At 72.0% G+C, this 24,658-nt stretch carries 18 protein-coding genes, 1 tRNA gene and 1 pseudogene; 3 read left to right on the top strand and 17 right to left on the bottom strand.

Features of this window, described 5'->3' with window-relative positions:
• The first annotated feature begins 226 nt into the window (after positions 1-226).
• Positions 227-1,102, top strand: coding sequence for a M48 family metalloprotease (locus tag EAO73_RS04895; RefSeq protein ID WP_224756185.1), 876 nt, complete (start codon positions 227-229; stop codon positions 1,100-1,102).
• On the top strand, positions 1,099-2,952 hold the full coding sequence (locus tag EAO73_RS04890) for a hypothetical protein (protein WP_147970252.1): 1,854 nt from the start codon (positions 1,099-1,101) through the stop codon (positions 2,950-2,952). The genes EAO73_RS04895 and EAO73_RS04890 overlap by 4 nt, the downstream gene beginning before the upstream one ends.
• A 100-nt stretch (positions 2,953-3,052) precedes the next feature.
• Here the strand turns inward: EAO73_RS04890 and EAO73_RS04885 are convergent.
• The 14 genes from EAO73_RS04885 to EAO73_RS04820 form a co-directional block, all read right to left on the bottom strand.
• Positions 3,053-3,126 (bottom strand) — tRNA-Thr (locus tag EAO73_RS04885).
• 117 nt (positions 3,127-3,243) lie between these two features.
• On the bottom strand, positions 3,244-4,794 hold the full coding sequence (locus EAO73_RS04880) for an alpha/beta hydrolase (RefSeq protein WP_147970251.1): 1,551 nt from the start codon (positions 4,792-4,794) through the stop codon (positions 3,244-3,246).
• A gap of 96 nt (positions 4,795-4,890) precedes the next feature.
• Positions 4,891-6,096, bottom strand: a complete 1,206-nt coding sequence (locus tag EAO73_RS04875; RefSeq protein WP_147970250.1) for a DNA polymerase III subunit delta' — start codon at positions 6,094-6,096, stop codon at positions 4,891-4,893.
• Positions 6,097-6,278: 182 nt separating this feature from the next.
• Positions 6,279-9,665, bottom strand: a complete 3,387-nt coding sequence (tmk, locus tag EAO73_RS04870; protein WP_191133939.1) for a dTMP kinase — start codon at positions 9,663-9,665, stop codon at positions 6,279-6,281.
• 129 nt (positions 9,666-9,794) lie between these two features.
• The gene (gene topA / locus EAO73_RS04865) at positions 9,795-12,620 is read right to left on the bottom strand and encodes a type I DNA topoisomerase (protein WP_147970249.1); all 2,826 of its coding nucleotides are present in this window, start codon (positions 12,618-12,620) and stop codon (positions 9,795-9,797) included.
• 335 nt (positions 12,621-12,955) lie between these two features.
• A complete protein-coding gene (locus EAO73_RS04860; RefSeq protein WP_147970248.1) occupies positions 12,956-13,153 on the bottom strand; it encodes a hypothetical protein in 198 nt (65 codons plus the stop codon).
• 101 nt (positions 13,154-13,254) lie between these two features.
• Positions 13,255-14,094 (bottom strand): ABC transporter permease, encoded by an 840-nt coding sequence (locus EAO73_RS04855; protein WP_147970247.1) that lies wholly within the window; start codon positions 14,092-14,094, stop codon positions 13,255-13,257.
• A gap of 104 nt (positions 14,095-14,198) precedes the next feature.
• Positions 14,199-14,990 carry an ABC transporter permease gene (locus EAO73_RS04850; protein WP_147970246.1) on the bottom strand — a complete coding sequence of 264 codons (792 nt, stop codon included), beginning with the start codon at positions 14,988-14,990 and terminating at the stop codon, positions 14,199-14,201.
• On the bottom strand, positions 14,987-16,063 hold the full coding sequence (locus EAO73_RS04845) for an ABC transporter ATP-binding protein (protein WP_147970245.1): 1,077 nt from the start codon (positions 16,061-16,063) through the stop codon (positions 14,987-14,989). Before EAO73_RS04845 ends, EAO73_RS04850 begins: the two co-directional genes overlap by 4 nt.
• 81 nt (positions 16,064-16,144) lie before the next feature.
• Complete coding sequence (locus tag EAO73_RS04840) at positions 16,145-17,152, bottom strand: ArsR/SmtB family transcription factor (protein ID WP_147970244.1); 1,008 nt, start codon at positions 17,150-17,152, stop codon at positions 16,145-16,147.
• Positions 17,149-18,699: a methyltransferase gene (locus EAO73_RS04835; protein WP_147970243.1), complete on the bottom strand. Its 1,551-nt coding sequence runs from the start codon at positions 18,697-18,699 to the stop codon at positions 17,149-17,151. Before EAO73_RS04835 ends, EAO73_RS04840 begins: the two co-directional genes overlap by 4 nt.
• Positions 18,700-18,852: 153 nt before the next feature.
• The gene (locus tag EAO73_RS04830; RefSeq protein ID WP_147970242.1) at positions 18,853-19,509 is read right to left on the bottom strand and encodes a small secreted protein; all 657 of its coding nucleotides are present in this window, start codon (positions 19,507-19,509) and stop codon (positions 18,853-18,855) included.
• Positions 19,510-19,781: 272 nt separating this feature from the next.
• Positions 19,782-20,252, bottom strand: a complete 471-nt coding sequence (locus EAO73_RS04825) for an ATP-binding protein (protein WP_147970241.1) — start codon at positions 20,250-20,252, stop codon at positions 19,782-19,784.
• Positions 20,253-20,557: 305 nt separating this feature from the next.
• Complete coding sequence (locus tag EAO73_RS04820; protein ID WP_003967428.1) at positions 20,558-20,911, bottom strand: STAS domain-containing protein; 354 nt, start codon at positions 20,909-20,911, stop codon at positions 20,558-20,560.
• 78 nt (positions 20,912-20,989) lie between these two features.
• Between EAO73_RS04820 and EAO73_RS04815 the strand changes: the two genes are divergently transcribed.
• Complete coding sequence (locus tag EAO73_RS04815) at positions 20,990-23,557, top strand: DEAD/DEAH box helicase (RefSeq protein WP_191133937.1); 2,568 nt, start codon at positions 20,990-20,992, stop codon at positions 23,555-23,557.
• A 40-nt stretch (positions 23,558-23,597) separates the two neighbouring features.
• Here EAO73_RS04815 and EAO73_RS04810 read toward each other — a convergent pair.
• The 3 genes and pseudogenes from EAO73_RS04810 to EAO73_RS04800 all read right to left on the bottom strand — a co-directional run.
• Positions 23,598-23,795 (bottom strand): annotated as a pseudogene (locus EAO73_RS04810) (Rv3654c family TadE-like protein); the annotation flags it as partial.
• 131 nt (positions 23,796-23,926) lie between these two features.
• A complete protein-coding gene (locus tag EAO73_RS04805) occupies positions 23,927-24,409 on the bottom strand; it encodes a TadE family type IV pilus minor pilin (protein ID WP_412074562.1) in 483 nt (160 codons plus the stop codon).
• On the bottom strand, positions 24,396-24,602 hold the full coding sequence (locus EAO73_RS04800; RefSeq protein ID WP_224756184.1) for a DUF4244 domain-containing protein: 207 nt from the start codon (positions 24,600-24,602) through the stop codon (positions 24,396-24,398). Before EAO73_RS04800 ends, EAO73_RS04805 begins: the two co-directional genes overlap by 14 nt.
• Positions 24,603-24,658 lie beyond the last annotated feature (56 nt).

The raw sequence follows: 24,658 nt of genomic DNA, 5'->3' as shown, positions 1-24,658 counted from the left end.
GTACGAGCAGTGGGGCCACCCTCCGCCCGCTCAACCCCCCTACTTCCCCGGTGGATTCGCTCCGCAGGGTTCCTTCCAGGGCTTTCAGGGACCGGCCCACCCGCAGCACGCGACGGACCGCCCCGGCCCCGTTCCGTATCCGCCGCCTCCCGGGCATCCCCACATACCCGGCGCGTGGCGCGCGCCCGCGTACAACCCCGCCGCGCCGCCGCCCAACCGTCGCAGGGTGGACGCGTCGACCGTGACCACGCTCCTGCTGCACCTGCCTCACCTACTGGCAAGTCTCCTGATCATCTGGGTGATCTCCCTGATCTTCCCGACGTGGATGGGCACGTCGTTCATCCTCGCCTGGCTCGCCTCCGGCGCGCTGATGTTCCACCGGCCCACCGAGCGCGTGGTGGCGAAGCTCTTCTACAAGGTGCGCCCACCGACCGCTGCCGAGCTCGCGCGCCTCCAGCCCCTGTGGGACGAGGTCACCCGGCGCGCCGGCCTCGACGGCTCGCGCTACGACCTGTGGATCGAGGACAGCGACGAGGTCAACGCGTTCGGTGCGGCGGGACACATCGTCGGCGTGACCCGCAATTCGCTGGACCGGCTCACTCCCGACCGGCTCTCCGCCGTCCTCGCCCATGAGCTGGGGCATCACGTCAACGGTCACACCTGGGCCGGACTCCTCGGCGTCTACTACGGACTTCCCGCCCGGATCGCGATGATCGTCGCGACGTACGTCACGGTCTTCGCTGTTTTCGTGGCAGCGGAGTTCGCCGTCCTGGCCGCGGTCGTCCTGGTCCTGGTGATCGCCGTCTTCGGGATCGCCATCGCCTTCACCTTCATGCCGGCGTTCGCCCTGCTCGCGATCCCCCTGCTCATCCCCTGGGCCGGCCGGCGCGGTGAGCTGCGCGCCGACAGGTTCGCCGGGGAGATCGGATACGGACCGCTGCTGATCGCCGTATTCACCGATTACCTGAACCGGGGCGCCGACACCGAGGAGAACGAACAGGGCCCACTGGGCCGCCTCATGTCCACACACCCCCCGCTCCACACACGCATCCGGGCGCTTGAGATCTTCACCGCCGGACCGCCCGAAGGCCGGCCCTCATGACGTTCTCCGCCCCCGGAACCACGCCCGCCGACGGGTTCCTGCGCCTCTTCGAGTCCGGGCAGCGGCTGGGCTGGGTCCACCGTGACCCCGAGACCCTGCGCAGGCCCTTCCCCGAACCGGAGCCGCAGCGGCAGCCCGTGCCCGTGGCGTACGAGAACCGGGCGACCGCCGCCCGTATCGCGTACGAGAGCCGCAAGCGGTCCGTCACGACAGCCGGCGCGGTCCTCGCGGCGGCCTGCTTCCTGCTGTCCCTCGTGGCGGGCGGCGTACTGGCGTTGCTCGCCGTGGTCGTCGCGGTGGTGTGCGTCGCGCTCGTCGCCCACGCCGGCCAGGCGGCCGAGGCGGCGGACCGGGTTCTGGACGGCAAGCGCACCGAGTTGGAGGGGCACTTCCAGTACGCGTGGCAGGGCTGGTGGGAGCGGGGCCGGCAGCACGCGGCGGCGCAGGACGAGTGGACGCGGAGCCTCCCCGCGTGGGGCGCGCTCCCGGCCCTCCCCGACTCCCGCCGGCTGGACGTCTTCGGCGGGAGCCGCCGCAGCCGGGAGGGGTTCCTCACGGTCTACGGCGCCTCGACTCTCCGTCAACAGCCCGTGATCGTGATCGACCTGACCCGGGCCCTCGTCTGCGAGGAACTGGCCGCGCTGGCCGAGCCGGCCGGGTTCCCCGTGGACGTACAGCTGCTGCCGAGCGGTATGGCCGGCAGCAACATCCTGAGCGGTCTCACGCCGCGGGAACTGGTCGACACCTTCGTGGAGGCCGTCCACGCCGAGGACTCCCGGGCCGACCGGGCCGCTCGCACCATCGACACCATGATCCTCAACCGGCTGTGCGGAGCCCTGGGGGACGACGTCACGCCGGCCCGTCTGGGAGCGGGGCTGCGCGCGCTGATGGGGGAGACCGATGACGCGGAGGTCCTCACCCGCACGGAACGCAACCGCGTCGCGGACGAGTTGCTGGCCGACAAGAACAAGGACCAGGTGCGGGACAGCCTGGTCCGGCTCGCGGCCTTCCTTCACCCGCTGGAACGGCTCGGCGCGCAGACCACCGGGCGCGGCTCCGCCCGCCTCACCTGCATCGCCCTGGACTCCACGGCGGGAACGGCCGGAACGGAATTGCTGGCGGACCTGATGGTGCAGAGCGTGTCCCGCCTCCTCGCCTCCTCGCGGAAGCCCGTCCCGGCGGTGATCGTCGCGCTCGGCGAGCAGGGTCTCCAGCGGCGCTGTCTCGATCAGCTGGCCACGGTCTGCGAGCACCTCGGCGTTCAGCTCACCTTCCTGCACCCGCATCTGCGGGAGGGGGCGGTAGAGATGATCGGCGACGGCTCGGTCGCCTTCATGAGGCTCGGCAACCACAAGGAGGCCGCGGCCGCGGCGGACTTCCTGGGCCGCCGTCACGCGTTCGTCCTGCACTCGCTGACCGACACGGAGGGCGAGGTCGTCAACACCTCGGTGGCCCGGACCTTCGGCTCGTCGGTGAGCCGGGGAACCACCGACAGCCACTCGGTGACCGGCGGCTCGAACTGGAACCGCGGCACGCAGTCGGGCACCGGCACCCGCGGCGGCAGCCACAGCCGGACATCCGGCACGTCGACCAGCACCACCCACACGACGAACGAGTCCACCACACACACCACGGGCGACAGCCGAAGCACCAGCACGGCCCAGGCCGAGCAGCGCGTCTACGAGTACACGGTCGAGCCGACCCGCCTCCAGGCCCTCGCCGACTTCGGCCTGCTGCTGGTGGAACGCCAACCGGACGGCTCCGCAACGGTCCACCCGGCAGACTGCAACCCGAACATCGCCCTCCTCCCCCGAACCACCACCCAGCCCCTGCCACCCTCTGCGACCTGATCCACCCGCAGCCCTCGCCCGCAAACCAGGACCGGGCCCGGACAGACCGCCCAAGAACCCAAGAAACCCCAGGCGGGAGTCCCGACCTGAGGTTCAACGGAGCCGCCTTCGGGATTCGAACCCGAGACCTACGCATTACGAGTGCGTTGCTCTGGCCAACTGAGCTAAGGCGGCGCGCCCTGTTCGCACCATGATGCGATCAGCAGCGGAGCCAAGTCTACACAGTTTCCGGGGGTGCTCCGCACCAGCCCGTGGCCGCGACATAGGCGCAGGTCAGGGGCCCGATGGGGGTCAGGAGCACTTCTTGCCGGCCGGCGGCGGGGTGCCCTCCAGGAGGTACGTGTTGATCGCCGTGTCGATGCAGTCGCTGCCGCGGCCGTACGCGGTGTGACCGTCGCCCTCGTAGGTGAGGAGGGTGCCGGAGGAGAGCTGGTCCGCCAGGGAGCGCGCCCAGGCGTACGGGGTGGCGGGGTCGCGGGTGGTGCCGACCACGACGATGGGGGCGGCGCCCTCGGCCTTGATGCGGTGGGGGGTGCCGGTGGCGGGGACGGGCCAGTAGGCGCAGTTCAGGGCCGCCCAGGCGAAGCCCCTGCCAAAGACCGGGGACGCCTTCTCGAAGGAAGGGAGGGCCTTGTCGACGGCCTCGGGGCCGGAGAAGGCGGGCGGGAGATCGAGGCAGTTCACAGCGGCGTTCGCAAACATCAGGTTGGTGTACTTGCCGCTCGGCTCGCGTTCGTAGTAGCTGTCGGCCAGGGCCAGCAGGCCGGCGCCGTCGCCCGACCGGGCCGCGGTCAGCGCGTCCCGGAGCTGGGGCCAGGCCGACTCGTCGTACATGGCGGCGATGACGCCCGTCGTGGCGAGGGACTCGCCGAGTTCGCGGGACTCGCCCGTGGGGATCGGATCCGCGTCCAGCCGCGCGAACAGCTTCTTCAGGCGGTCCGCCGCGTCGGAGGCGGACGTGGTGCCGAGCGGGCAGGCCTTCTGCTTCACGCAGTCCTGCGCGAAGGACTGGAACGCCGTCTCGAACCCCGCCGTCTGGTCCCGGTTCATCTCGATGGACGACAGCGAGGGGTCCATCGCCCCGTCGAGGACCAGGCGGCCGGTGCGGCCGGGGAACAGCTCGGCGTACGTGGCGCCCAGGAAAGTCCCGTACGACGCCCCGACATAGTTCAGGTGCTCGTCGCCGAGCAGGGCGCGCAGCATGTCCATGTCGCGGGCCGTCTCGACGGTCGAGACGTGCGGCAGGACCTCCCCGGACCGCTTCTCGCAGCCCGAGGCGAACTTCTCGAAGGCCCCCTTCAGCTTCGTGACCTCGGCTTCGTCGTCAGGAGTCTGGTCCACCTGTGTGTACGCGTCCATCTGCGGCCCGGTCAGGCACTCGACGGGCTCGCTGCGCGCCACCCCGCGCGGGTCGATGGCCACCATGTCGTAGCGGGCACGCACCTGGGCGGGGTAGCCGATCGCGGCGTAGCCCTGGAGATAGCCGATGGCCGATCCGCCGGGGCCGCCCGGGTTCACCAGGAGGGAGCCGATCCGCTTGCCGGGGCCGGTCGCCTTCTTGCGGGAGACAGCCAGCTTGATCGCGTCGCCGTCCGGTTTCGCGTAGTCGAGTGGTGCCTTCATCGTCGTGCACTGGAAACCGCTGACGCCGCAGTCCCGCCAGCTGAGGTGCTGGGAGTAGAACGGCTTCAGGGCCGCCGGCACGGCCGAGGGCGAGGCGGACGCCTTCTCGGCCGGGGACGAGGCGCCCGATGACGAGCTTCCGCTGCTGCATCCGGAGACGAGCAGGCCGGCAGTGCCGAGCACGAGGGCGAAAGTGCGGAACGGGCGCCTGGTGTCCATGCCCGGAGCGTAGCCGCCACCTCACCGGCCACCCGATTCCCTTCCCTTTCGGGTGATTCGGCGGGGACCACCGGACACCGACGGTGGCCGTGCCCCTCAGCCCGCGCGCAGGGCCATCGTCATCGCCTCCACCGCCAGCAGCGGGGCCACGTTCCGGTCGAGGGCGCGGCGGCAGGCCGACACCGCCTCGATCCGGCGCAGTGTGCGCTCCGGCGTGGACGCGCGGGCGACGCGGTCCAGGGCATCGTCGGCGTCGGCGTTGGCTATGGCGATCCGCGAACCGAACTGCAGGGCGAGCACATCGCGGTAGAAGCCGGTCAGCTCGGTGAGCGCCAGGTCCAGGCTGTCGCGCTGGGTGCGGGTCTTGCGGCGCTTCTGCTTGTCCTCCAGTTCCTTCATCACCCCGGCCGTGCCACGCGGCATACGGCCCCCGGCGGCGGCTCCGAGCGCCGCCTTCATGTCCTCCGTCTCCTTGGCGTCGATCTCCTCGGACGCCTGCTTCGCGTCCTCGGTCGCGGTGTCGATCAGCTCCTGCGCCGCCTTGAGGCACCCCCCGATGTCCTCGACGCGCAACGGCAGCTTGAGCACCGCGGCCCGGCGCGCCCGAGCCCGCTCGTCCGTAGCGAGGCGGCGCGCCCTGCCGATGTGCCCCTGGGTGGCGCGGGCCGCGGCGGCGGCCCGGTCCGGTTCGATGCCGTCCCTGCGGACCAGGACGTCCGCCACCGCGTCGACGGAAGGCGTCCGCAGCGTGAGGTGGCGGCAGCGGGACCTGATCGTCGGCAGCACGTCCTCCAGCGAGGGCGCGCACAGCAGCCACACCGTGCGCGGGGCGGGCTCCTCGACCGCCTTCAGCAGGACGTTCCCCGCGCCCTCGGTGAGGCGGTCGGCGTCCTCCATGACGATGACCTGCCAGCGCCCGACGGCCGGCGAGAGCTGGGCGCGACGCACCAGCTCACGGGTCTCCTTCACACCGATGGAGAGCAGGTCCGTGCGGATCACGTCGACATCGGCGTGCGTACCGATGAGGCTGGTGTGGCAGCCGTCGCAGAAGCCGCAGCCCGGTGCCCCGCCCAGCGCGCGGTCCGGGCTCGTGCACTGGAGGGCCGCGGCGAAGGCCCGTGCGGCGGTGGAGCGCCCCGAGCCGGGCGGGCCGGTGAACAGCCAGGCGTGGGTCATCTTCGAGGCGGGCGGCACCGGCTCCCCCGCCGCCTCGGCGGTGACCAGCACGTCGGCGTCCCGGGCGGCGGCGCCCAGCTGCTCCTGCACCCGGTCCTGGCCGACCAGGTCGTCCCATACGGACATGGGGCACCGCCTTTCGCTTCGCTCGACGCGTGGCTCTCGTCGATCCGGTCTCCATTGTGGGGGACGGGTCCGACAACGCGGACGCCGATGGCCCCACACCGGGGAAAGGTGCGGGGCCATCGGCGTCGTCCCGTAAGGGTGTCCCGGACCGTGAGCGGGCCGGGACCGTAAGGGCCTCCCGGTCAGCGGCGCGGCCGCCGGCCCCGGCCGCCCGAGGGCTCCGGGCCCTCGTCGTCGTGCCGGCCCAGCAGCTCGTCGGCCAGGCTGGGCAGGTCGTCGAGCGGGGTCTCCTCCGCCCAGTCGGGCCTGGGGCGCCGGGGGCGCTGCTGTCCCTCGGCCTGCCGCGGGTCCGCGTGCGGGTCGGTGATCTGGGGCAGCTCACGGGTGCGCTCGTTGTCGCTCTCCGCCGGCCGCTCGTCCCGGAAGATGCCGCGCGGCACCCGGTCGGCCGGGTCGGAGTCCCGTACGGCACCGCGCCCGCCGTCCTGGACCGCCGGCAGGACCGTCGTCTCGTCCGAGGCTCCGGAAGGTTCGGGCGCGTCCGAGAACTTCGGGATCACCGTCGTCTCGTCCTGGTCGGACGGCCAGGGCGCCGACGACGCGCCACCCGGCCGGCCGGATCCTGACGGCCGGTCCACCGGCGCGGGCACCGGCTGCGTGATCTCGTTCGGGCCGACGATCGGCGTGGGCACCGTCAGCTCGTTGTCGGGCCCGGAGGGTTCGTCACCGGAGGTGGAGGACGAGGACGCCCCGCTGCCCTTCCCGGAATCCGCAGAGCTCCCGGAGTCCTGCCGCAGCCGGGACTCCTCCTCGGCGGCCCGAGCGCGGGCCTCCTGCCGCGCGGCCAGGGCGCGGGCCTCCTCCTCGCGGGCGGCCCGTTCCCGGGCGCGCTCCTCGGCGGCAGCCGCGTCGGCCTGGGCCTTCGCCTGGGCTTCCGCTTCCGCCTGCCGGCGGGCGGCCTCGGCCCGGAGCAGGGCCTCCTCTGCCTTGCGCTGCTTCTCCAGACGCTGGGCCTCCGCCTCCTTGCGGAGCCGGGACTCCTCTTCCGCCTGGCGGCGCAGACGGGCCTGCTCGGCCTCGTACGCGGCTTCCTCGGCCTCGCGGCGGACGCGGTCGGCCTCGGCGACGCGGCGGGCCTCCTCGGCACGCTGCCGCTCCTCCTCGGCACGCTGCCGGGCTTCCTCCTCGGCGCGCTGCCGCTCCTCCTCCGCGCGCTGCCTGGCCTCTTCCGCCTGGCGCTCGGCCTCGCGGCGGCGCGCTTCCTCCTCCTCGCGGCGCTTGCGCTCCTCCTCCTCGGCACGGAGCTTGGCGAGCTGTTCCTGGCGCTCGCGCTCCAGACGCTCCTCCTCCGCCTTGCGGGCGGCCTCCTCCTCGGCGCGGCGCCTGGCCTCTTCCTCGGCGGCCCTGCGGGCCTCCTCGCGGGCCCTGATCTCGGCCTCGGAGAGCGGCAGGACCTGGTCGAGGCGGTGGCGTACGACCGTGGTGATGGCTTCCGGTTCCTGCCCGGCGTCCACCACGAGGTAGCGCGTCGGGTCGGCGGCGGCCAGCGTCAGGAAGCCGGAGCGCACCCGGGCGTGGAACTCGGGCGGCTCGGACTCCAGCCGGTCGGGCGCCTCGGTGAACCGTTCCCTCGCGGTCTCCGGAGCGACGTCCAGGAGCACGGTCAGGTGGGGTACAAGTCCGGTCGTCGCCCAGCGCGAGATGCGGGCGATCTCGGTGGGCGCCAGGTCGCGGCCCGCCCCCTGATAGGCGACGGAAGAGTCGATGTAGCGGTCGGAGATGACGATCGCGCCGCGCTCCAGCGCCGGGCGGACGACCGAGTCGACGTGCTCGGCGCGGTCGGCGGCGTACAGCAGGGCCTCGGCCCGGTTGGAGAGCCCGGCCGACGACACGTCGAGCAGGATGGACCGCAGCCGCTTGCCGACCGGGGTCGCGCCCGGTTCACGGGTGACGACGACCTCGTGGCCCTTGGCCCGGATCCACTCGGCGAGCGCCTCGACCTGGGTGGACTTGCCGGCTCCGTCGCCGCCCTCCAGGGCGAGGAAGAAGCCGTTCGCGGCGGGTGCGACCGCCGGGTCGCCGCCGCGCAGCGCCTCGCGCAGATCGCGCCGCAGCGGTACGCCGGAGCGGTCGTCGGTCTTCGCGAGGACGATGACCGCGACCGGCAGCAGCAGGGCGCCGACCAGCATCAGCGTGAACGCCGCACCGCCGTGGGCGAAGACGAAGTCGCCCGTGGTCAGCCGGTGGGTGCCGATGGCCGCGGCGACCAGCGGGCCGCCGACCGCACCGAGCGCGATCAGGATCCGGACGACGGCCTGGAGGTGTTCGGTGATCCTGGTCCTGCGGGCCTCCTCGGTCTCCTGGTCGGCGAGGACATGACCGGTGTTCGCGGCAACGCCCGCCGCGTACCCGGCGAGTGCGGCGAGCAGGACGACGGTCGCGGTGTCCGGGACGAGGCCCATCGCCAGGAGGGCGATGCCGGTGACGGCGGTGGCGAGCGAGAGCATGCGCCGTCGCGACAGCGTGGGCAGCACCTTCCCCGCCGTACGGATGCCCACACCCGTACCGCCGGTGAGGGCGAGAACCAGGAGGGCGAGGGTGACCGGACCGCCGCCGAGGTCGCTGGCGTGCAGCACGGCGACGGCTGCCGCCGCCGCGATGGCCCCGGCGACCGCGGCACAGGTGGCGACGATCAGCGGGATGGCGCCGGTGCGGCCCTTGTCGGGGCCGTTCCCCGCGGACGGCCGCCGCAGTCCCTCCAGCGGGGAGCGCGGGCGGGGCGTCTGCGTACCGGGCAGTTCCAGGAAGTACAGCGTGGAGATGGAGGAGGAGAACAGCCCGGCCGCGACGTACGAGCCGAGGGCCGCCTGATGGAACGAGAACCAGTCCAGGCCGGAGCCCAGCAGATTGCCGATGACCGTGGCGACCAGCAGCACCGCCGCGGCGAGCGGAACGGCCGCGAAGTCGGTACGCAGGGACAGCCGGCGCAGCGCGTCGAGGTGGTCGGGCAGCGGACGCACGGCGGCGCCCTCGATCGGCGGGGCGGGCAGGAGCGCGGGGGCAGCGCTCTCCTTGGCGATCGTCCACAGCCGTTCGGCGGCGCCCGTCACGAAGACGGTGACGAGGATCATCGTGAGCGCGTTGGAGGGCGTCCAGTCGATCCACAGGGGCGCGACGACCAGCAGCGCGAGCCGCAGCCCGTCGGCGCCGATCATCAGCCATCGCCGGTCGATGGGACCGCCGGGTGCGGTGAGGGACGTCAAAGGCCCCAGAAGTACGGCTCCGAAGAGCAAGGCGGAAATAATCCGGGCGCCGAACACTGCGGCGACGGCGAACGCCGCCCCTCGGTATCCGGACCCGAATGAGCCCTCGAGAACCGCCGCTTGCAGCGACAGCAACACCAGCACGAGAAGGGCGAGTGCATCGCCGGTACTGCCGATGAGCTGGGCGCTCCACAACCGCTTGAGCGGGGGAACACGCAACAGGGCTCGTACGGCACGCTCGCGTGAGTCTGCGGCAAGTGTGTCGGAGGTGGGGCTCACGACCGTTGGCTGCTCGGCTCGCGTCATCCGCCCAGCCTAACGGGCCACCCCCGCCCCCTGTGCCCGGGGTCCGGGGCAGAGCCCCGGTTACGGGAAGGGGCGGGCAGGGGACATGGCCCGCCGCAGGCGCACCCGACCCCCACCCGCCCGGACGGCTCAGTCCTCGGCCGGCGAGGCGGCAGTCTTCTTCGCCGCGGAAGAAGCCTTCTTCGCCACAGTCTTCTTGGCCGCCGTCTTCTTCGTCGCCGCAGCCTTCTTCGCAGGAGCCTTCTTCGCTGCGGCCTTCTTCGCCGTCTTCTTCTTGGCCGGCCCCTTCGCCCGCTTCTCGGCGAGCAGCTCGTACCCACGCTCCGGCGTGATGTCCTCGACGCTGTCACCTGTGCGCAGCGTCGCGTTCGTCTCGCCGTCGGTGACGTACGCGCCGAAGCGCCCGTCCTTGACGACGACCGGAGACCCGCTCACCGGGTCCGTGCCCAGCTCCTTCAGCGGCGGCTTCGCGGCGGCCCGCCCCCGCTGCTTCGGCTGTGCGTAGATCGCCAGCGCCTCTTCGAGCGTGATGTCGAAGATCTGGTCCTCGGAGGTGAGCGACCGCGAGTCCGTGCCCTTCTTCAGGTACGGGCCGTAGCGACCGTTCTGCGCGGTGATCTCGACGCCTTCGGCGTCCTCGCCGACCACCCGCGGCAGCGACATCAGCTTGAGGGCGTCGGCCAGCGTCACCGTGTCGAGCGACATCGACTTGAACAGCGAAGCCGTCCGCGGCTTCACCGCGTTCTTGCCGGTCTTCGGCGTGCCCTCGGGCAGCACCTCGGTGACGTACGGGCCGTAGCGGCCGTCCTTGGCGATGATCTGGTTTCCGCTGACCGGGTCCGCGCCCAGCTCGAAGTCGCCGCTCGGCTTGGCCAGCAGCTCCTCCGCGTACTCGACGGACAGCTCGTCGGGGGCCAGGTCCTCGGGGACGTCCGCGCGCTGATGGCCCTCGGAGTCCTTCTCGCCGCGCTCGATGTACGGGCCGTAACGGCCGACGCGAAGCTTGATGTCGTTGCCGACGGGGAAGGACGAGATCTCGCGCGCGTCGATCGCACCGAGGTCGGTGACGAGCTCCTTGAGCCCGCCGAGGTGGTCTCCGTCGCCGTTGCCCGCGTCGGACGCCGCACCCGCACCGGCCGCGTCGTCCCCTTCCTGCGTGCCGAAGTAGAACCGCTTCAGCCACGGCACGGACTGGGCCTCACCGCGTGCGATGCGGTCGAGGTCGTCCTCCATGCGGGCCGTGAAGTCGTAGTCGACGAGCCGGCCGAAGTGCTTCTCCAGCAGGTTGACCACGGCGAACGAGAGGAACGACGGCACGAGGGCCGTGCCCTTCTTGAACACGTAGCCGCGGTCGAGGATCGTCCCGATGATCGAGGCGTACGTCGACGGGCGGCCGATCTCGCGCTCTTCGAGCTCCTTGACCAGCGAGGCCTCGGTGTACCGGGCCGGCGGCTTCGTCGCATGGCCGTCGACCGAGATCTCGTCGGCGGACAGCGCGTCGCCCTCGGTGACCTGCGGCAGCCGCCGCTCACGGTCGTCGAGCTCGGCGTTCGGGTCGTCGGCGCCTTCGACGTACGCCTTCATGAAGCCGTGGAAGGTGATCGTCTTGCCGGACGCGGAGAACTCGGCGTCCCGGCCGTCGCTCGCCCGGCCGCCGATCTTGACGGTGACCGAGTTGCCGGTCGCGTCCTTCATCTGGGAGGCGACGGTCCGCTTCCAGATCAGCTCGTAGAGCCGGAACTGGTCGCCGGTGAGGCCCGTCTCGGCGGGGGTGCGGAAGCGGTCGCCGGAGGGGCGGATCGCCTCGTGCGCCTCCTGCGCGTTCTTGACCTTGCCGGCGTAGGTGCGCGGCTTGTCGGGCAGGTAGTTCGCCCCGTACAGCTGCGTGACCTGCGCACGGGCCGCGGAGACCGCGGTGTCCGAGAGCGTCGTGGAGTCGGTACGCATATAGGTGATGAAGCCGTTCTCGTACAGCTTCTGCGCGACCTGCATGGTGGCCTTGGCCCCGAAGCCCAGCTTCCGGCTCGCCTCCTGCTGGAGGGTCGTCGTACGGAAGGGCGCGTACGGGGAGCGGCGGTACGGCTTCGACTCGACCGACCGCACGGCGAACGAGGAGTCGGCGAGCGCGGCGGCCAGGGCGCGGGCGTTCGTCTCGTCCAGGTGCAGCGTCTGGCCGGAGCCGGACTTGAGCTGCCCGTCCGGACCGAAGTCGCGGCCCTGGGCGATCCGGCGGCCGTCGACGGCGCTGAGCCGGGCGGTGAGCGTGGACGGGTCGGAGGCGTCGCCGCCCCGCCCGGTGGCGAAGGTGCCGGTCAGGTCCCAGTACTCGGCGGAACGGAAGGCGATGCGCTCGCGCTCCCGCTCGACGACGAGCCGGGTGGCGACCGACTGGACGCGGCCCGCCGAGAGCTTCGGCATGACCTTCTTCCACAGGACCGGCGAGACCTCGTAGCCGTAGAGGCGGTCGAGGATACGGCGGGTCTCCTGGGCGTCGACCATGCGCTGGTTGAGCTCGCGCGGATTGGCGACGGCGGCCCGGATCGCGTCCTTGGTGATCTCGTGGAAGACCATCCGGTGGACCGGGACCTTGGGCCTCAGGACTTCCTGGAGGTGCCACGCGATGGCTTCGCCCTCGCGGTCCTCATCGGTGGCGAGGAAGAGTTCGTCGGACTCGGCCAGCAGCTGCTTCAGCTTCCTGACCTGGGCCTTCTTGTCAGCATTGACGACGTAGATCGGCTCGAAGTCGTTCTCGACATCGACGCCGAGACGGCGCACCTCACCGGTGTACTCGTCCGGTACCTCGGCGGCGCCGTTCGGGAGGTCGCGGATGTGCCCGACGCTCGCCTCGACGACGTATCCGGGGCCGAGATAGCCCTTGATCGTCTTCGCCTTGGCAGGCGACTCGACGATGACGAGTCGCCGGCCGCCCTGTGCGGTCTCGCTGGTCGGGGACAACTTCGCTCTTCTCTCCGGTCGACGCTCGGTGGGCATCAGGGCAGCGCAGGGCGCTGCCGACAGTGCTGTCGCTGCGGAGTGTGACGGTACAACCCGCCCCCGTGTCAAACGGCAAAAGCCCGCAACGGCCACTCGAACGGTAACCCGACTTCCGCCATTCCTGCCGCCCGGCCCGCTCGGTCCGCCCCGCGCACGGCCACTGCCTGCGGGTTTCGGCGGTGTCCCGACCGCCCTGCGGGTGCCGCGGGCGATGGACCGGCGCCCCGGGCGTGTTCCGGGCGGCGCGCGGGGTGCCGGGGCCGGGCCGGACTCGTACGCCCGGCGCGGAGGCGTACTCAGACGCGACCGAGGCACCACACCCCGAGGACGAGGAAAAGTACGCCGAACACAGTGGCGAGTGCGGTGGAGAGGGCGGGGCTCACCCGGTACGCGACCGGCGCGCGGTGCAGGACGCGCGCCCCCGTCCACAGCAGCAGCGCGGCACCGAACAGTGCGAACGCCGTTCCGGCGAAGACAGCGGGTCCGCTCTCCATCCCGTACGCCTCCCTCTTACGCTGCCGATTCCTCGGCCGACGGAGGGAGGCTCCCACCGCGGAGCGTCGCGGACGCCAACGCGGGGTGAACAGCAGGCCCCTCACATCACGTCGAGCGTCGCCCGCCGCCGGCTCCCCCGTTCGAACAGGGCCAGCAGTACGACGGCGAGCAACGCGTACCCCGCTCCCGTCAGGAGCTCCGCCGCGATCCCCCGGCCGTCGAGCCCGCCCCCGGCGGACAACTGACGCGCCGCGTCGGCGGCGTGGGTCAGCGGGAGTACGTCCCCGACGGCCCTCATCCACGCCGGCAGGGTCTCCCGCGGCACGTTCGCACCGGTCAGGAGCAGGAGAACGGAACTGGCCACGTTCGATACGAGGAAGACATCCCGGAACCGCAGCCCCAGGGCCCCGAGCGCCAGGCCGAAGGCGGAGCATCCGGCAGCGGCGGCCAGCAGGACCGCGCCGAGTCCCGGCAGGGCTCCAACCGGAATGCGCAGACCAAGGAGCAGGCAGGCGGCACAGAGCGTGAAGACGCTGATGACGAGGCCGTTCAGCACATAGGGGAGCGCCCGGCCGAACCAGAGCGGAGCACGGTTGCGGGGGCTGAGCAGGACCGCGCCGAGTGTCCCGTACCGCCGCTCGTTGGCGACGGCCATCGTGCCGCCGTACACACAGGCTGTGGACGCGGAGATGACGGCGTTGCCGAGCAGGTAGAACCGGTCGTCGGCGACCTGCAGCTGTCGTCCGAGGAAGACGAAGAAGAGGAGTTGCAGCAGCGGACCGACGAGCAGCGTGCCGATGAACATCGGCGGTGTCGTCCAGTTGAAGAGCGCCCGGTAGGACAGGGCGCCACCGATCACCACGAGCCGCAGCGCGGAAACGGTTCGGCGGCAGCGGCCGGGGGCGGAACCGGAATCTGTGTCAGGTGTACGGGCGGGCATGCGGGCAACTCCTGGCATGGGACGGGGGAAGGGTGCGGGGCGCGGGCCTGTGCAGCAGACAGGGGCCGGCTCGCTCGGCGGATGAGGACGGGCTGCTCAGCGGGTCAGGCCAGGGCGAGGGTCGCGGCGGCCCGCGCGCGTTGTTCGACGCGTCCCAGCACGAGGACGGCCAGCAGCGCGTACAGCGCACCGAGTCCGAGGGCGATGCCCATGGGGACCAGCACTTCGCCGTTCCCCGCCCCGCCGGAGGTAGCCGCGTGCACCGCGCGGGAGCCCCAGGTGGTGGGGAGCACCCAGGAAACCGGACGCGTCCAGTCCGGCAGCACGGTGATCGGTACGAGCATCCCGGACAGCAGCCACACGGGCGCGTCCAGCGGGTTGGCCAACGCGTTCGCGTTGCGCAGCAGGACGAACGTGGCGGCGAGCAGCAGTCCCATCATCCCGAGCGAGAGCACGCAGACCGGGACGGCGGCCAGGAAGAGCACCGGGTGCGCGAAGTCGAGCGGCACGTCGAACAGCACGGCGCCCCAGAGCACCGTCGCGCCCATGGCATACGTCCCGATGACGGCGGTGGCCAGGGTGATCGGCAGCAGAACGAGGGAGAGCGGGGTGGGCGAGGCGACGAGCGTCTCCAGCGTGCCCAGCCAGCGCTGGTTCTGGACGGCGCCGCCCGATCCGAAGAGCACCGAGGACCAGATGCCCATCAGCCCGGCTCCGACGGCCGCCGTCAGCAGCCGGTCGGGGTCGTCGGCAGCGCGGAAGAGATAGACGGAGAGGGTCGCGTAGACCAGGGGCACCAGGACGGCGAAGGTGATTTCTAGCGGCGAGCGGCTCATGTACGAGACATGGGTCCGCACGCCGACGGCGATCAGGCGCAGGGCCCTGGCGAACGTCATGCCGCGACCTCGCTGTCGTCGGGGCCGGGTTCTGCGGCGGCAGCGGCCTGGACTGCGGGGGCGGGATCGGCCGCGAGGGCGGCCTCGTCCGCGGTCGCCGGCTCGTCCGCCTCCTCCACGATCGCGATGTAGGCGTCCTCCAGCGTGGGTTCCCGGGTGACCACCCGTCCGACCCGGACCCCGTCGAGCGCTGCCAGGACCTGCCCGTGCAGGTCCGCGCCGCGCTCCGTCTGCACGATGACGGCTTGTCGGCTGCCCCGCTCCTCGGCCGCCGCCCCGTGCACACCCGCGACGGCACGGATGCGTTCGAGGTGCTCCTCGCCGGCCCCGTATGCCTCGATCTCCAGGATGCCGCGTTCCTGGACACGCGACTTGAGCCGGTCCGGTGTGCCCAGCGCCCGGATGGTGCCGCCCGCGATGACGGCGATCCGGTCACACAGCTCATCGGCCTCCGCCATGTAATGCGTGGTCAGCAGCACCGTGGTGCCGCCGGCGCGCAGATCGGCGACGGTGCCGCGCAGGTCGCGCGCCGCCACCGGGTCCACGCCGATGGACGGTTCGTCGAGGAACAGGACGTCGGGCCGGTGCAGCAGACCGCGCGCGATGTGCAGCCGCTGCCGCATGCCCCGCGAATACCCCTCGACACGTTCCTTCTCCCGCCCGGAGAGCCCGACCAGATCGAGCAGCTCGCCGATCCGCCGCTTCTGGTCCCTCGGCTCGACGCCGTACAGCTCCGCGAAGTACCGCAGGTTGTCGAGGGCGGAGAGCCGGTCGTACAGCCCCCGGTCACCGCCGAAGACGTACCCGATCCGGCGGCGTACGGCGACGGGGTCGGACGCCACGTCGTGCCCGAGAACCCGGGCCGTGCCCGATGTGGGCAGCAGCAGGGTGTTGAGCATCTTGATGGTGGTGGTCTTACCCGCCCCATTGGGCCCCAGGAGCCCGAACAGCTCGCCGCGCGCCACCTCGAAGGTGACCCCCCGCACGGCTTCGGTCTCGGTGCGGCGCGGACGCAGGAAGCCGGTCCGGCTGATGTAGGTGCGGCGCAGGTTCTTCGCCTCGATCGCAAGCATGGCCCGGACGCTAGGCCCGCATCCGCCGCCCCTGCCATCGATTCGGAGCCCCCCGAATCGTCCGCGCCCGTCCCCGGCTTCTCACGACACCGCGCGCAGCACCTCTTCCCCCGAGAGCAGCGCGAGAAGGGCGCGGCCGGTATCGGTGAGCTGGTAGTAGACGCTGCGTCCGATCCGGTGCCGGGTGACCACATCGGCCTCGGCGAGGACCGACAGGTGCTCCGAGACCGTGCTCGGGGCGAGCCCCAGCCGGTCGGCTATCCCGGCCGTGGTGAGCGGTCCGCCGAGCTGCCGCAGGACCGAGGCCCGGCCCCGCCCCAGCAGCAGCCCGAGCCGGTCGCCGCTGTCGCCGCGCTCCGCCGGCCGCTCGCGCAGGGCGCCCGCACCGCGCGCCTGGAAGGACACCGCCAGGACCTCCGGGTCGTCGGTGGAGTAGAGCCGGCAGCCCTCGGCGAAGACCAGGGGCACCAGCAGCAGCCGCCGCTCACCCGCGTGGTACTCCGCGTCGATGTGCTTCGTCAGCTCCAGCACGGGCGCCTCCCACTTGGCCCGGCTCTCCAGACCGGTGAAGAGCGCGTCTATCCCCTCGGTGGCGAAGGTCCTTGCCCGGATGAGGACTTCGTCCTCGACGAGACGGCGCATGACCGGCCAGTGGGCGGCCATCGCACCTTCCCAGTACGCGGCGTACGCGTCGGCGAGCGCCGCACACGCGGCCTCGGGATCGGCGAGGTACGGGCGTATGTACGGGTGGTCGCCGAGCCCCGCGTAGTGCTCGGCGACTCCGGCCCGTACGACGTCGGCCGGGGTGGCCCGGATGGCGTCCAGCTCCGTCTCGACGGATGTGGCCCCGACCGGCCGGGGCAGCAGGAAGTCGGGGAACTGGTGGGGCCCGTCGATCAGCAGCCGGAGCGCATGCGTCCGGTCGTCCTCGCGCAGCACCTCGCGGGCCCGCACCACCCATTCCTCGTAAGGGCGGGAGGGGTGGCGGTGAGGCATCGTGAGATGGAGGCTGCAGAAGGCGTCCCACAGCGGGCTGATGGCGATGCGGGTCGCACCGAGCGACGCCTCGTCCAGCTCGATCCGGATCATCCAGCGGCCCGCCCGCCCGGCGGAAGCGGCTCCAGGAAGCCCTCCTCGACCAGCAGCCGGATGGCCTGCGGGGTGCGGTCGCGCAGCAGCACCGGGTCCTCGTTCATCAGCTGGGCGATGGCATCGAGGATGCGCCCGGCGGGCAGCGAGCCGTCGCACACCCCTGCGAACCCGGCACCGACGGCGTCGACCTTCGTGGCCCGGCGCATGCCACGATTCTGACGGAGCACCACATGCTCCGGGTCCTCCGCTCCGGGAAGCCCGACCTGCTCCTGCACCACCTCGGAGGCCAGGGTGAAGTGAGCGGCAAGAAGCGCCGCGTCGTCCTGCCGGCGCAGATAGTCCTGGCGGGCGAAGTGGGCCTGGACGGCGGGGCCGAGCGGCTGCTCCACCGCGTGCGGCCACTCCTCGATCACGATCGAGGGATCCCCGGCGGCGGCCGCGGCGGACTTCCGCAGCGTGATCCAGCCGAAGCCGACGCCCTTCGTACGGCGTGTCTCGAACTCGTCGAGCCAGGCGTCGTACCGCGCCTCGTACTCCTCCGGGTCCGTGCGGTGGTCGCCGCTGTCGCGCAGCCACAACTCCGCGTACTGCGTGACGTCCTGCACCTCGCGCTGCACGATCCAGGCATCGCAGCCCTCCGGGATCCAGGAACGCACCCGGTCCTGCCACTCCTCGCCCTCGGTGTGCTGCCAGTTGGCCAGGAAGTGCGCGAAGCCGCCCTCGTTGAGCCGGTCGCCCGTCTGCTGCACCAGCGTCCGGCAGAGATCATCACCGGCCATGCCGCCGTCTCGGTAGGTGAGCCGGGCGCCGGGCGAGATGACGAACGGCGGATTGGAGACGATCAGGTCGAAGGTCTCGGCGCCCACCGGCTCGTACAGAGAGCCCTCACGCAGGTCGGCCGGGGCGGCGCCGGACAGGGCGAGGGTGAGCCGGGTGAAGGCGAGGGCACGCGGATTGAGATCGGTGGCCGTGACCCTGGTGGCGTGCTGCGCGGCGTGCAGCGCCTGGATGCCGGAGCCCGTACCGACGTCGAGGGCGGAGCCGACGGGCCCGCGGACGGTGATCCCCGCCAATGTGGTGGACGCCCCGCCGATGCCGAGGACGACACCCTTCTCGTGCGAGCCGATCCCGCCCGCACCACCCACCGCGCAGCCCAGGTCGGAGACGATGAACCAGTCCTCGCCGTCCGGGCCGCCGTACGGCCGCACATCGACGGTCGCCCGCACCTGGCCGGCCGTCTCGGTCAGCCAGCCGTCGGCCACGCACTCCGCCAGCGGGAGCACGGCCGCTGCCCGCTCGGCCGGCACGGGCCGCTGAAGCAGGAACAGACGCACCAGCGTGTCGAGCGGTGCCTCGCCCCGCGTGGCCCGCAGCGCCGGCACGGTCTCACTGCGCGCCAGCGCGGCATAGGCGGACGCGCCGAGCAGGTCGAGGAGGCCGTCGGCCGTGAACGCGGCCGCGAGCAGGGCCTCGCGGAGCTGGGGCGCATGGCCGGCCGGGGGAAGGTCTGCTGCGAAAAGGCTGGTCTTACTCACGTCCCCCATTGTGACGGCTCCCACTGACAACGGCAGCGGCCCGGCCACCGCCCGGGTATCTCCGGGGTGTGCCGGGCCGCTCACCCGATGTCCTCAGGTCATGAGGCCGACCGTCGGCAGCGCACGCCGCCGACTGTGCGGACCGCGACGCCGGCCGCCCGTTTACGCCTTCTTACTGGCGGACGGGGACGGGGACGCTTCCTTCGACGGCTCGGTCGAGGGCTTGGCCGACGGCTCGGAGTCATCCTGCGAGCCGCCCGAGGGGGACGCCGATGCGGTCGGCTTCTGGCAGCCCTCCTGCTTGGCCATCGCGGTGCCGACCTCGCCGGACTGGAGCTTCTTCAGCGCCTGGTCGCCACTGGTACTGATCTTGTTCAGCTCGTCCGCGATGCCTTTGAGGCCGTCGGCGAACTTCCCCTGATCCTTGGTCTCCAGGGCGTCGACCTTCTCCTGCAGCTTCGCGTAGGCCGCGGAGGAGGCGTTGAGCTCCTTCACGGCCTCCTTCTGCGTGGTCTCACCGTCGTCGACCGGCGGCGGACCCGCCGACTCGACGGCCGAGCCCAGCGCCTTGTACGCCTGCGAGATCTGCTGGAAGGCAGCCGAGTCGGTCTCCTGGACGTCGGCGGGCTTGCTGTTGTCGGCGGTCTGCTGCTGGATGGACGCGTTGGCGTTCGCGATCTTCTGCAGCTGGGGCTGGACCTGGTCGCAGACCTTCTTGGCCCAGTCGTTGACCTTGTCGTCGCTGTCGTCGCTGCAGCCCGACAGTGCCAGTACGAGTACCGCACCGCCGGACAGCGCGGCTGCAAACTTCTTGTTCACCGGTTTGGTCCCCTTCCAAGGCTCTCGGCCCCGGAACTTACACGCCGAACGCCCTCCATCCGGGTGCCAGGCGTCCGATAGGCAGGCTTTTGCAGCCATTTGCACCAAGGGAAATGAGGGATATACAACTCACCCGGACAGCCCCCACCAAGGGGAACGCGTGAACGATTCCTCACCCGAACGAAGGCCCCTGACAGCCATGAGCCGTCAGGCAACCGCGCTCAGAGGCGAACTGAGCTGCCGTCATGCAACAGGTACGCCGCACACGCCGCTCAGGGAAGTACGGCGACCGGCGTCTTGGGCCAGCTCATCCGGATCACTCCGCCGTCCGCACCCGACCTGACCTCCACGTCGTCGACCAGGCCGCTGATGACCGCGAGGCCCATCTCGTCCTCGTCGTCCGCCTCCGGCTCGGGCTCGTCGAGCCCTCCGCCGGACGCGGCAGCGCGTTGGCCCGATACGCCGCCCGGAACCGAGCCGTCCGCACCAGGGCCCGGAACCTCGTCGCCGACCTCGATGGCGAACGTCTTCTCCTCCTCGATCAGGACGACCGTGACAGGAGCGGTGATGTGGTGGCTGCGGTGCAGACCGACGGCCCGGCTGCACGCCTCGCCCACGGCGAGCCGGACCTCGTCGAGCACGGCCTCGTCCACCCCGGCCCTGCGCGCCACGGCCGCCGCCACAAGACGGGCGGTCCTGACGTGTTCGGGCTGGGCGCTGAAGCGGAGTTCAACGGTGGCCATGCGATCCCCCTCGAACGTACGTGTGTGCATGCCAGGGACGGGCCCCATGGCCCGGGGCCCCTGACGCTGTCTGCGCGCCCTCGGCTCCGTGCCGACAGCGCGGCCCGGCCCTGGCAGGGCGGCGGCCGACAAATAAATCGGCCGGGCACCGCCGAGCGGGTGACCCGGCAGCCGCCGAACGCCGGCCGGACTGCCCAACCGCGCATGGCGGAGCAGAGGCCGTCGCCCCCGGCGGTCTCCCTCCGGAACCATCGCGGCCGAGACCACCGCCGGACCGGCAGAACCGGTCCGGCGCCGAACCGATGTCAGTCGGTGGCCGCGACGGCCTCGTCGACCGTGGTGTGGATCGGGAACACCTTGGTCAGACCGGTGATCCGGAAAATCTTGAGAATGCGCTCCTGGTTGCACACCAGGCGCAGCGAGCCCTCATGGGCCCGCACTCGCTTCAGGCCGCCCACGAGCACGCCGAGGCCGGTGGAGTCGAGGAAGTCGACGCCTTCCATGTCGACAACCAGGTGGTAGCTGCCGTCATTCACCAACTCGACCAACTGCTCGCGCAGCTTGGGCGCGGTATACACATCAATCTCGCCACCGACCTCGACGACCGTACGGTCGCCACCAGGGCCGGACACATTGCGAGTCGACAAGGACAGGTCCACGGATCCTCCAGCACCTTGCTATCGAGCGGTCGCCCCTCGGTCTCCCCGACGGAGCCGGGGGACGGATCGCCAGCCGCGATGGCATTCAATCACTTACCGGCAGCCATGCACGACGCCTTGGGACCATTGTCCGTCTTGCCAGTGACACACTCGATGCCGATGGCCAAGAATCAATGCCCCAGTCGACCCCCGGAGAGTGGGGGTTCCCGCCCCTCTCCGGACACGGTCCTCGACCGGCTCGCCGCAGGGGCGGGCCGGTCCGCGCGCATCACTCATACGGAGCACCTGCCCCCGCGCGCGGGAACCCATGCCGTCTGGCCCGATCGCATCCGTCCGGAAGTGATCGCCGCGATCCAGAAGGCCGGCATCGACCATCCCTGGGCCCATCAGGCGGCCGCCGCGGAGCACGCCCTGGACGGCACATCCGTCGTGATCGCGACCGGAACGGCGTCGGGCAAGTCGCTGGCCTACCTCGCCCCGGTGCTCAGCGCCCTCCTGGACGGCTCCGAGGCCCCCAACGGGCGTGGCGCCACCGCTCTCTACCTCTCGCCCACCAAGGCCCTGGCAGCCGACCAGCGCCGTTCGGTCAAGGCTCTCGCGGCTCCGCTGTGCAACGGCATCCGACCCGCCGTCTTCGACGGTGACACTCCCGTCGAGGAGCGCGAGTGGGTGCGCCAGTACGCGAACTACGTCCTCACCAATCCCGACATGCTGCACCGCGGGATCCTCCCGTCACACCCCCGCTGGTCCTCCTTCCTGCGCTCCCTGCGCTACGTCGTCATCGACGAGTGCCACACCTACCGGGGCGTCTTCGGGTCCCACGTCGCCCAGGTGATCCGCCGGCTCCGCCGTCTGTGCGCCCGCTACGGCTCCGACCCCGTCTTCCTCCTCGCGTCGGCCACCTCCGCCGAGCCCGCCGTCGCCGCGGGCCGCCTCACCGGCCTCCCCGTCACGGAGGTAGCCGACGACGCCTCCCCGCGCGGTGAACTGGTCTTCGCCCTGTGGGAACCCCCGCTCACCGACCTGCACGGCGAGAAGGGTGCCCCGGTCCGCCGTACCGCCACGGCCGAGACCGCCGACCTGCTCACCGACCTCACCGTCCAGGGCGTCCGCTCGGTCGCCTTCGTACGCTCCCGGCGCGGCGCCGAGCTGATCTCCGTCATCGCCAAGGAGCGGCTGGCCGAGGTCGACCGCACCCTGCCCTCCCGGGTCGCCGCCTACCGCGGGGGGTACCTCCCCGAGGAACGCCGCGCTCTGGAGAGCGCCCTGCACTCCGGCCGGCTGCTCGGCCTCGCCGCCACCACCGCCCTCGAACTCGGCATCGACGTGTCCGGCCTGGACGCCGTCGTCATATCCGGGTACCCGGGCACCAGGGCCTCCCTGTGGCAGCAGGCGGGCCGGGCCGGGCGTGAGGGGCAGGGCGCCCTCGCCATCCTGGTGGCCCGCGACGATCCGCTGGACACCTTCCTGGTCCACCACCCCGAGGCCCTGTTCCAGCAGCCCGTGGAGTCGACGGTCCTGGACCCGGACAACCCGTACGTCCTCGCCCCCCATCTCTGCGCCGCGGCCGCGGAGCTGCCGCTCACCGAAGCCGACCTCCAGCTCTTCGGCCTCGCAACCGCCGGGCTGCTCCCCCAGCTGGAGACCGCCAGGCTGCTCCGCAAACGGCCGTCGGGCTGGCACTGGACCCGACGTGAGCGGGCCGCCGACCTCACCGACATCCGGGGCGAAGGCGGCCGGCCCGTCCAGATCGTCGAGGAGGGCACCGGGAGGCTGCTGGGCACCGTGGACGAGTCCGCCGCCCACAGCTCCGTGCACGAGGGCGCCGTCCACCTCCACCAGGGCCGCTCCTACCTGGTCCGGAAGCTGGACCTGGAGGACTCCGTGGCCCTGGTCGAGGAGGCCGAACCGCCCTACTCGACCACCGCCCGGGACACCACGGCCATCGCCGTCCTGGAGACCGACACCGAGATCCCCTGGGGGGACGGGCGCCTGTGCTACGGGTCCGTCGAGGTCACGAACCAGGTGGTCTCCTTCCTCCGCCGCAAGCTGATCACCGGTGAGGTGCTCGGCGAGAGCAAGCTGGACCTGCCGCCCCGCACCCTGCGCACCCGTGCCGTGTGGTGGACGGTGACCGAGGACCAGCTCGACGCGGCCCGGATCAACCCGGAGATCCTCGGCGGCGCGCTCCACGCCGCCGAGCACGCGTCGATCGGGATGCTGCCCCTCTTCGCCACCTGCGACCGCTGGGACATCGGCGGAGTGTCCGTCCCGCTGCATCCCGACACCCTGCTGCCGACCGTCTTCGTGTACGACGGCCACCCGGGCGGCGCCGGATTCGCCGAGCGCGCCTTCCACACCGCCCGCGAGTGGCTGGCGGCCACGCGCCTGGCCATCGCGTCCTGCGAGTGCGATGCGGGTTGCCCGTCCTGCATCCAGTCCCCCAAATGCGGCAACGGCAACGACCCCTTGCACAAACGGGGCGCCGTCCGCCTCCTCACGGAGCTCCTCCGGTGCGCTCCGGATGGGGCGGGGGAGCCGGGCGAGGCGGAGGGCTCGATCGGGGCCGAGGGCCCGCGCGAGCCCCGCTCTCCCGGCCCGTCCGGGGCGGAGGGGCGTCCGCCGCAGGACCGGCCCGCGACCTGACCTCCGGCGTGTACGGACCGAACCGCACCCTGGCCGTCACATCGGCGATCTCCCCCAGGACCGCGCACCGCACCACTTCCGCCCCCTGCGCGCCCGCCACCCGCTCGGCCGACTCGCAGGCCGAGGCCGCGCCCTTCAAGGCCCGGTCCGCCGCGGCCAGCGCAGCCAGGTCGGCCGCACCCCCGGCACGGTGCCGGGCGGCCACCACCTGACCGAGTGCCAGGACCACCGCGAACACCGTGCAAAGAGTCGCCGCTGTCACCGCCGCCCATACCGTCGCGAGCCCCTGATCCCCGGCGTGTGCCCGATACCGACCCGGTGGCCGACCCGGTCGCCGGTCAGGAGTGCCGCCCCGCCGACCGCGCCCCCTCACCGTTCGCCCCCTTTCGCCGCAACGCCCGGCGTGTCCAGCACCGGCGGACCGGCCGCAACCGGCTCGTCCTCCGCCGCCGCCGCTGCGTCCGCCCGCAGCGTCACAGCGAGGCGTGCGGGGCCGGGGGTCGGGGCGGTCACCCTCACCCGCCACAGGGCTCCGGCGCGCTCCACCGCGACCGAGGCACCGTCGGGCGCCGCCGAGAGAGCGGCCTCCCGCACCTGCGGGGCCGGTTCCGAACGGGCTGCCGCACGGGCGCCGGCGCGGGCCGCGTCCACGCAACGGATCTGGGCCGAGGCGGCCATCAGCGCCCAGAGCAACGCCAGGGCGAAGACCGCCAGCACCGGGATCACCATGGCGGCCTCCGCTGTCACCGCGCCTCTGTCGCCCCGGCGCCCGAAGTCCTCGGCCGGGCCCTCGCACCTACCTAGCCCAAGCGGGCGTACGGCCCCTTTCGCACCGCCCTCAGAACTTCGCATCGAGCGCACCCTTCAGCAGCGACTGCAGCTGGGACATGACCGCCGCGCTGGTCACCACCTTGTAGAGCACCGCGGCGAAGGCGCATGCCGCGATCGTGCCCACCGCGTACTCCGATGTCGTCATCCCGCGGTCCGCCCCCGACCGGGCGAGGTGGGCCATGGACAGCATCCAGTTCTTGATCTTGCGCATCATTCTCGAACCCCCGATATGCCAGTTACATGCAGAAAAAAGCGAAACCGCTCTTGCGG

This window comes from Streptomyces sp. col6, assembly GCF_008042035.1.
Classification (GTDB): domain Bacteria; phylum Actinomycetota; class Actinomycetes; order Streptomycetales; family Streptomycetaceae; genus Streptomyces.
The sequence above is the reverse complement of the archived record's forward strand: the minus strand, read 5'-3'. Positions and strand labels throughout refer to the sequence as shown.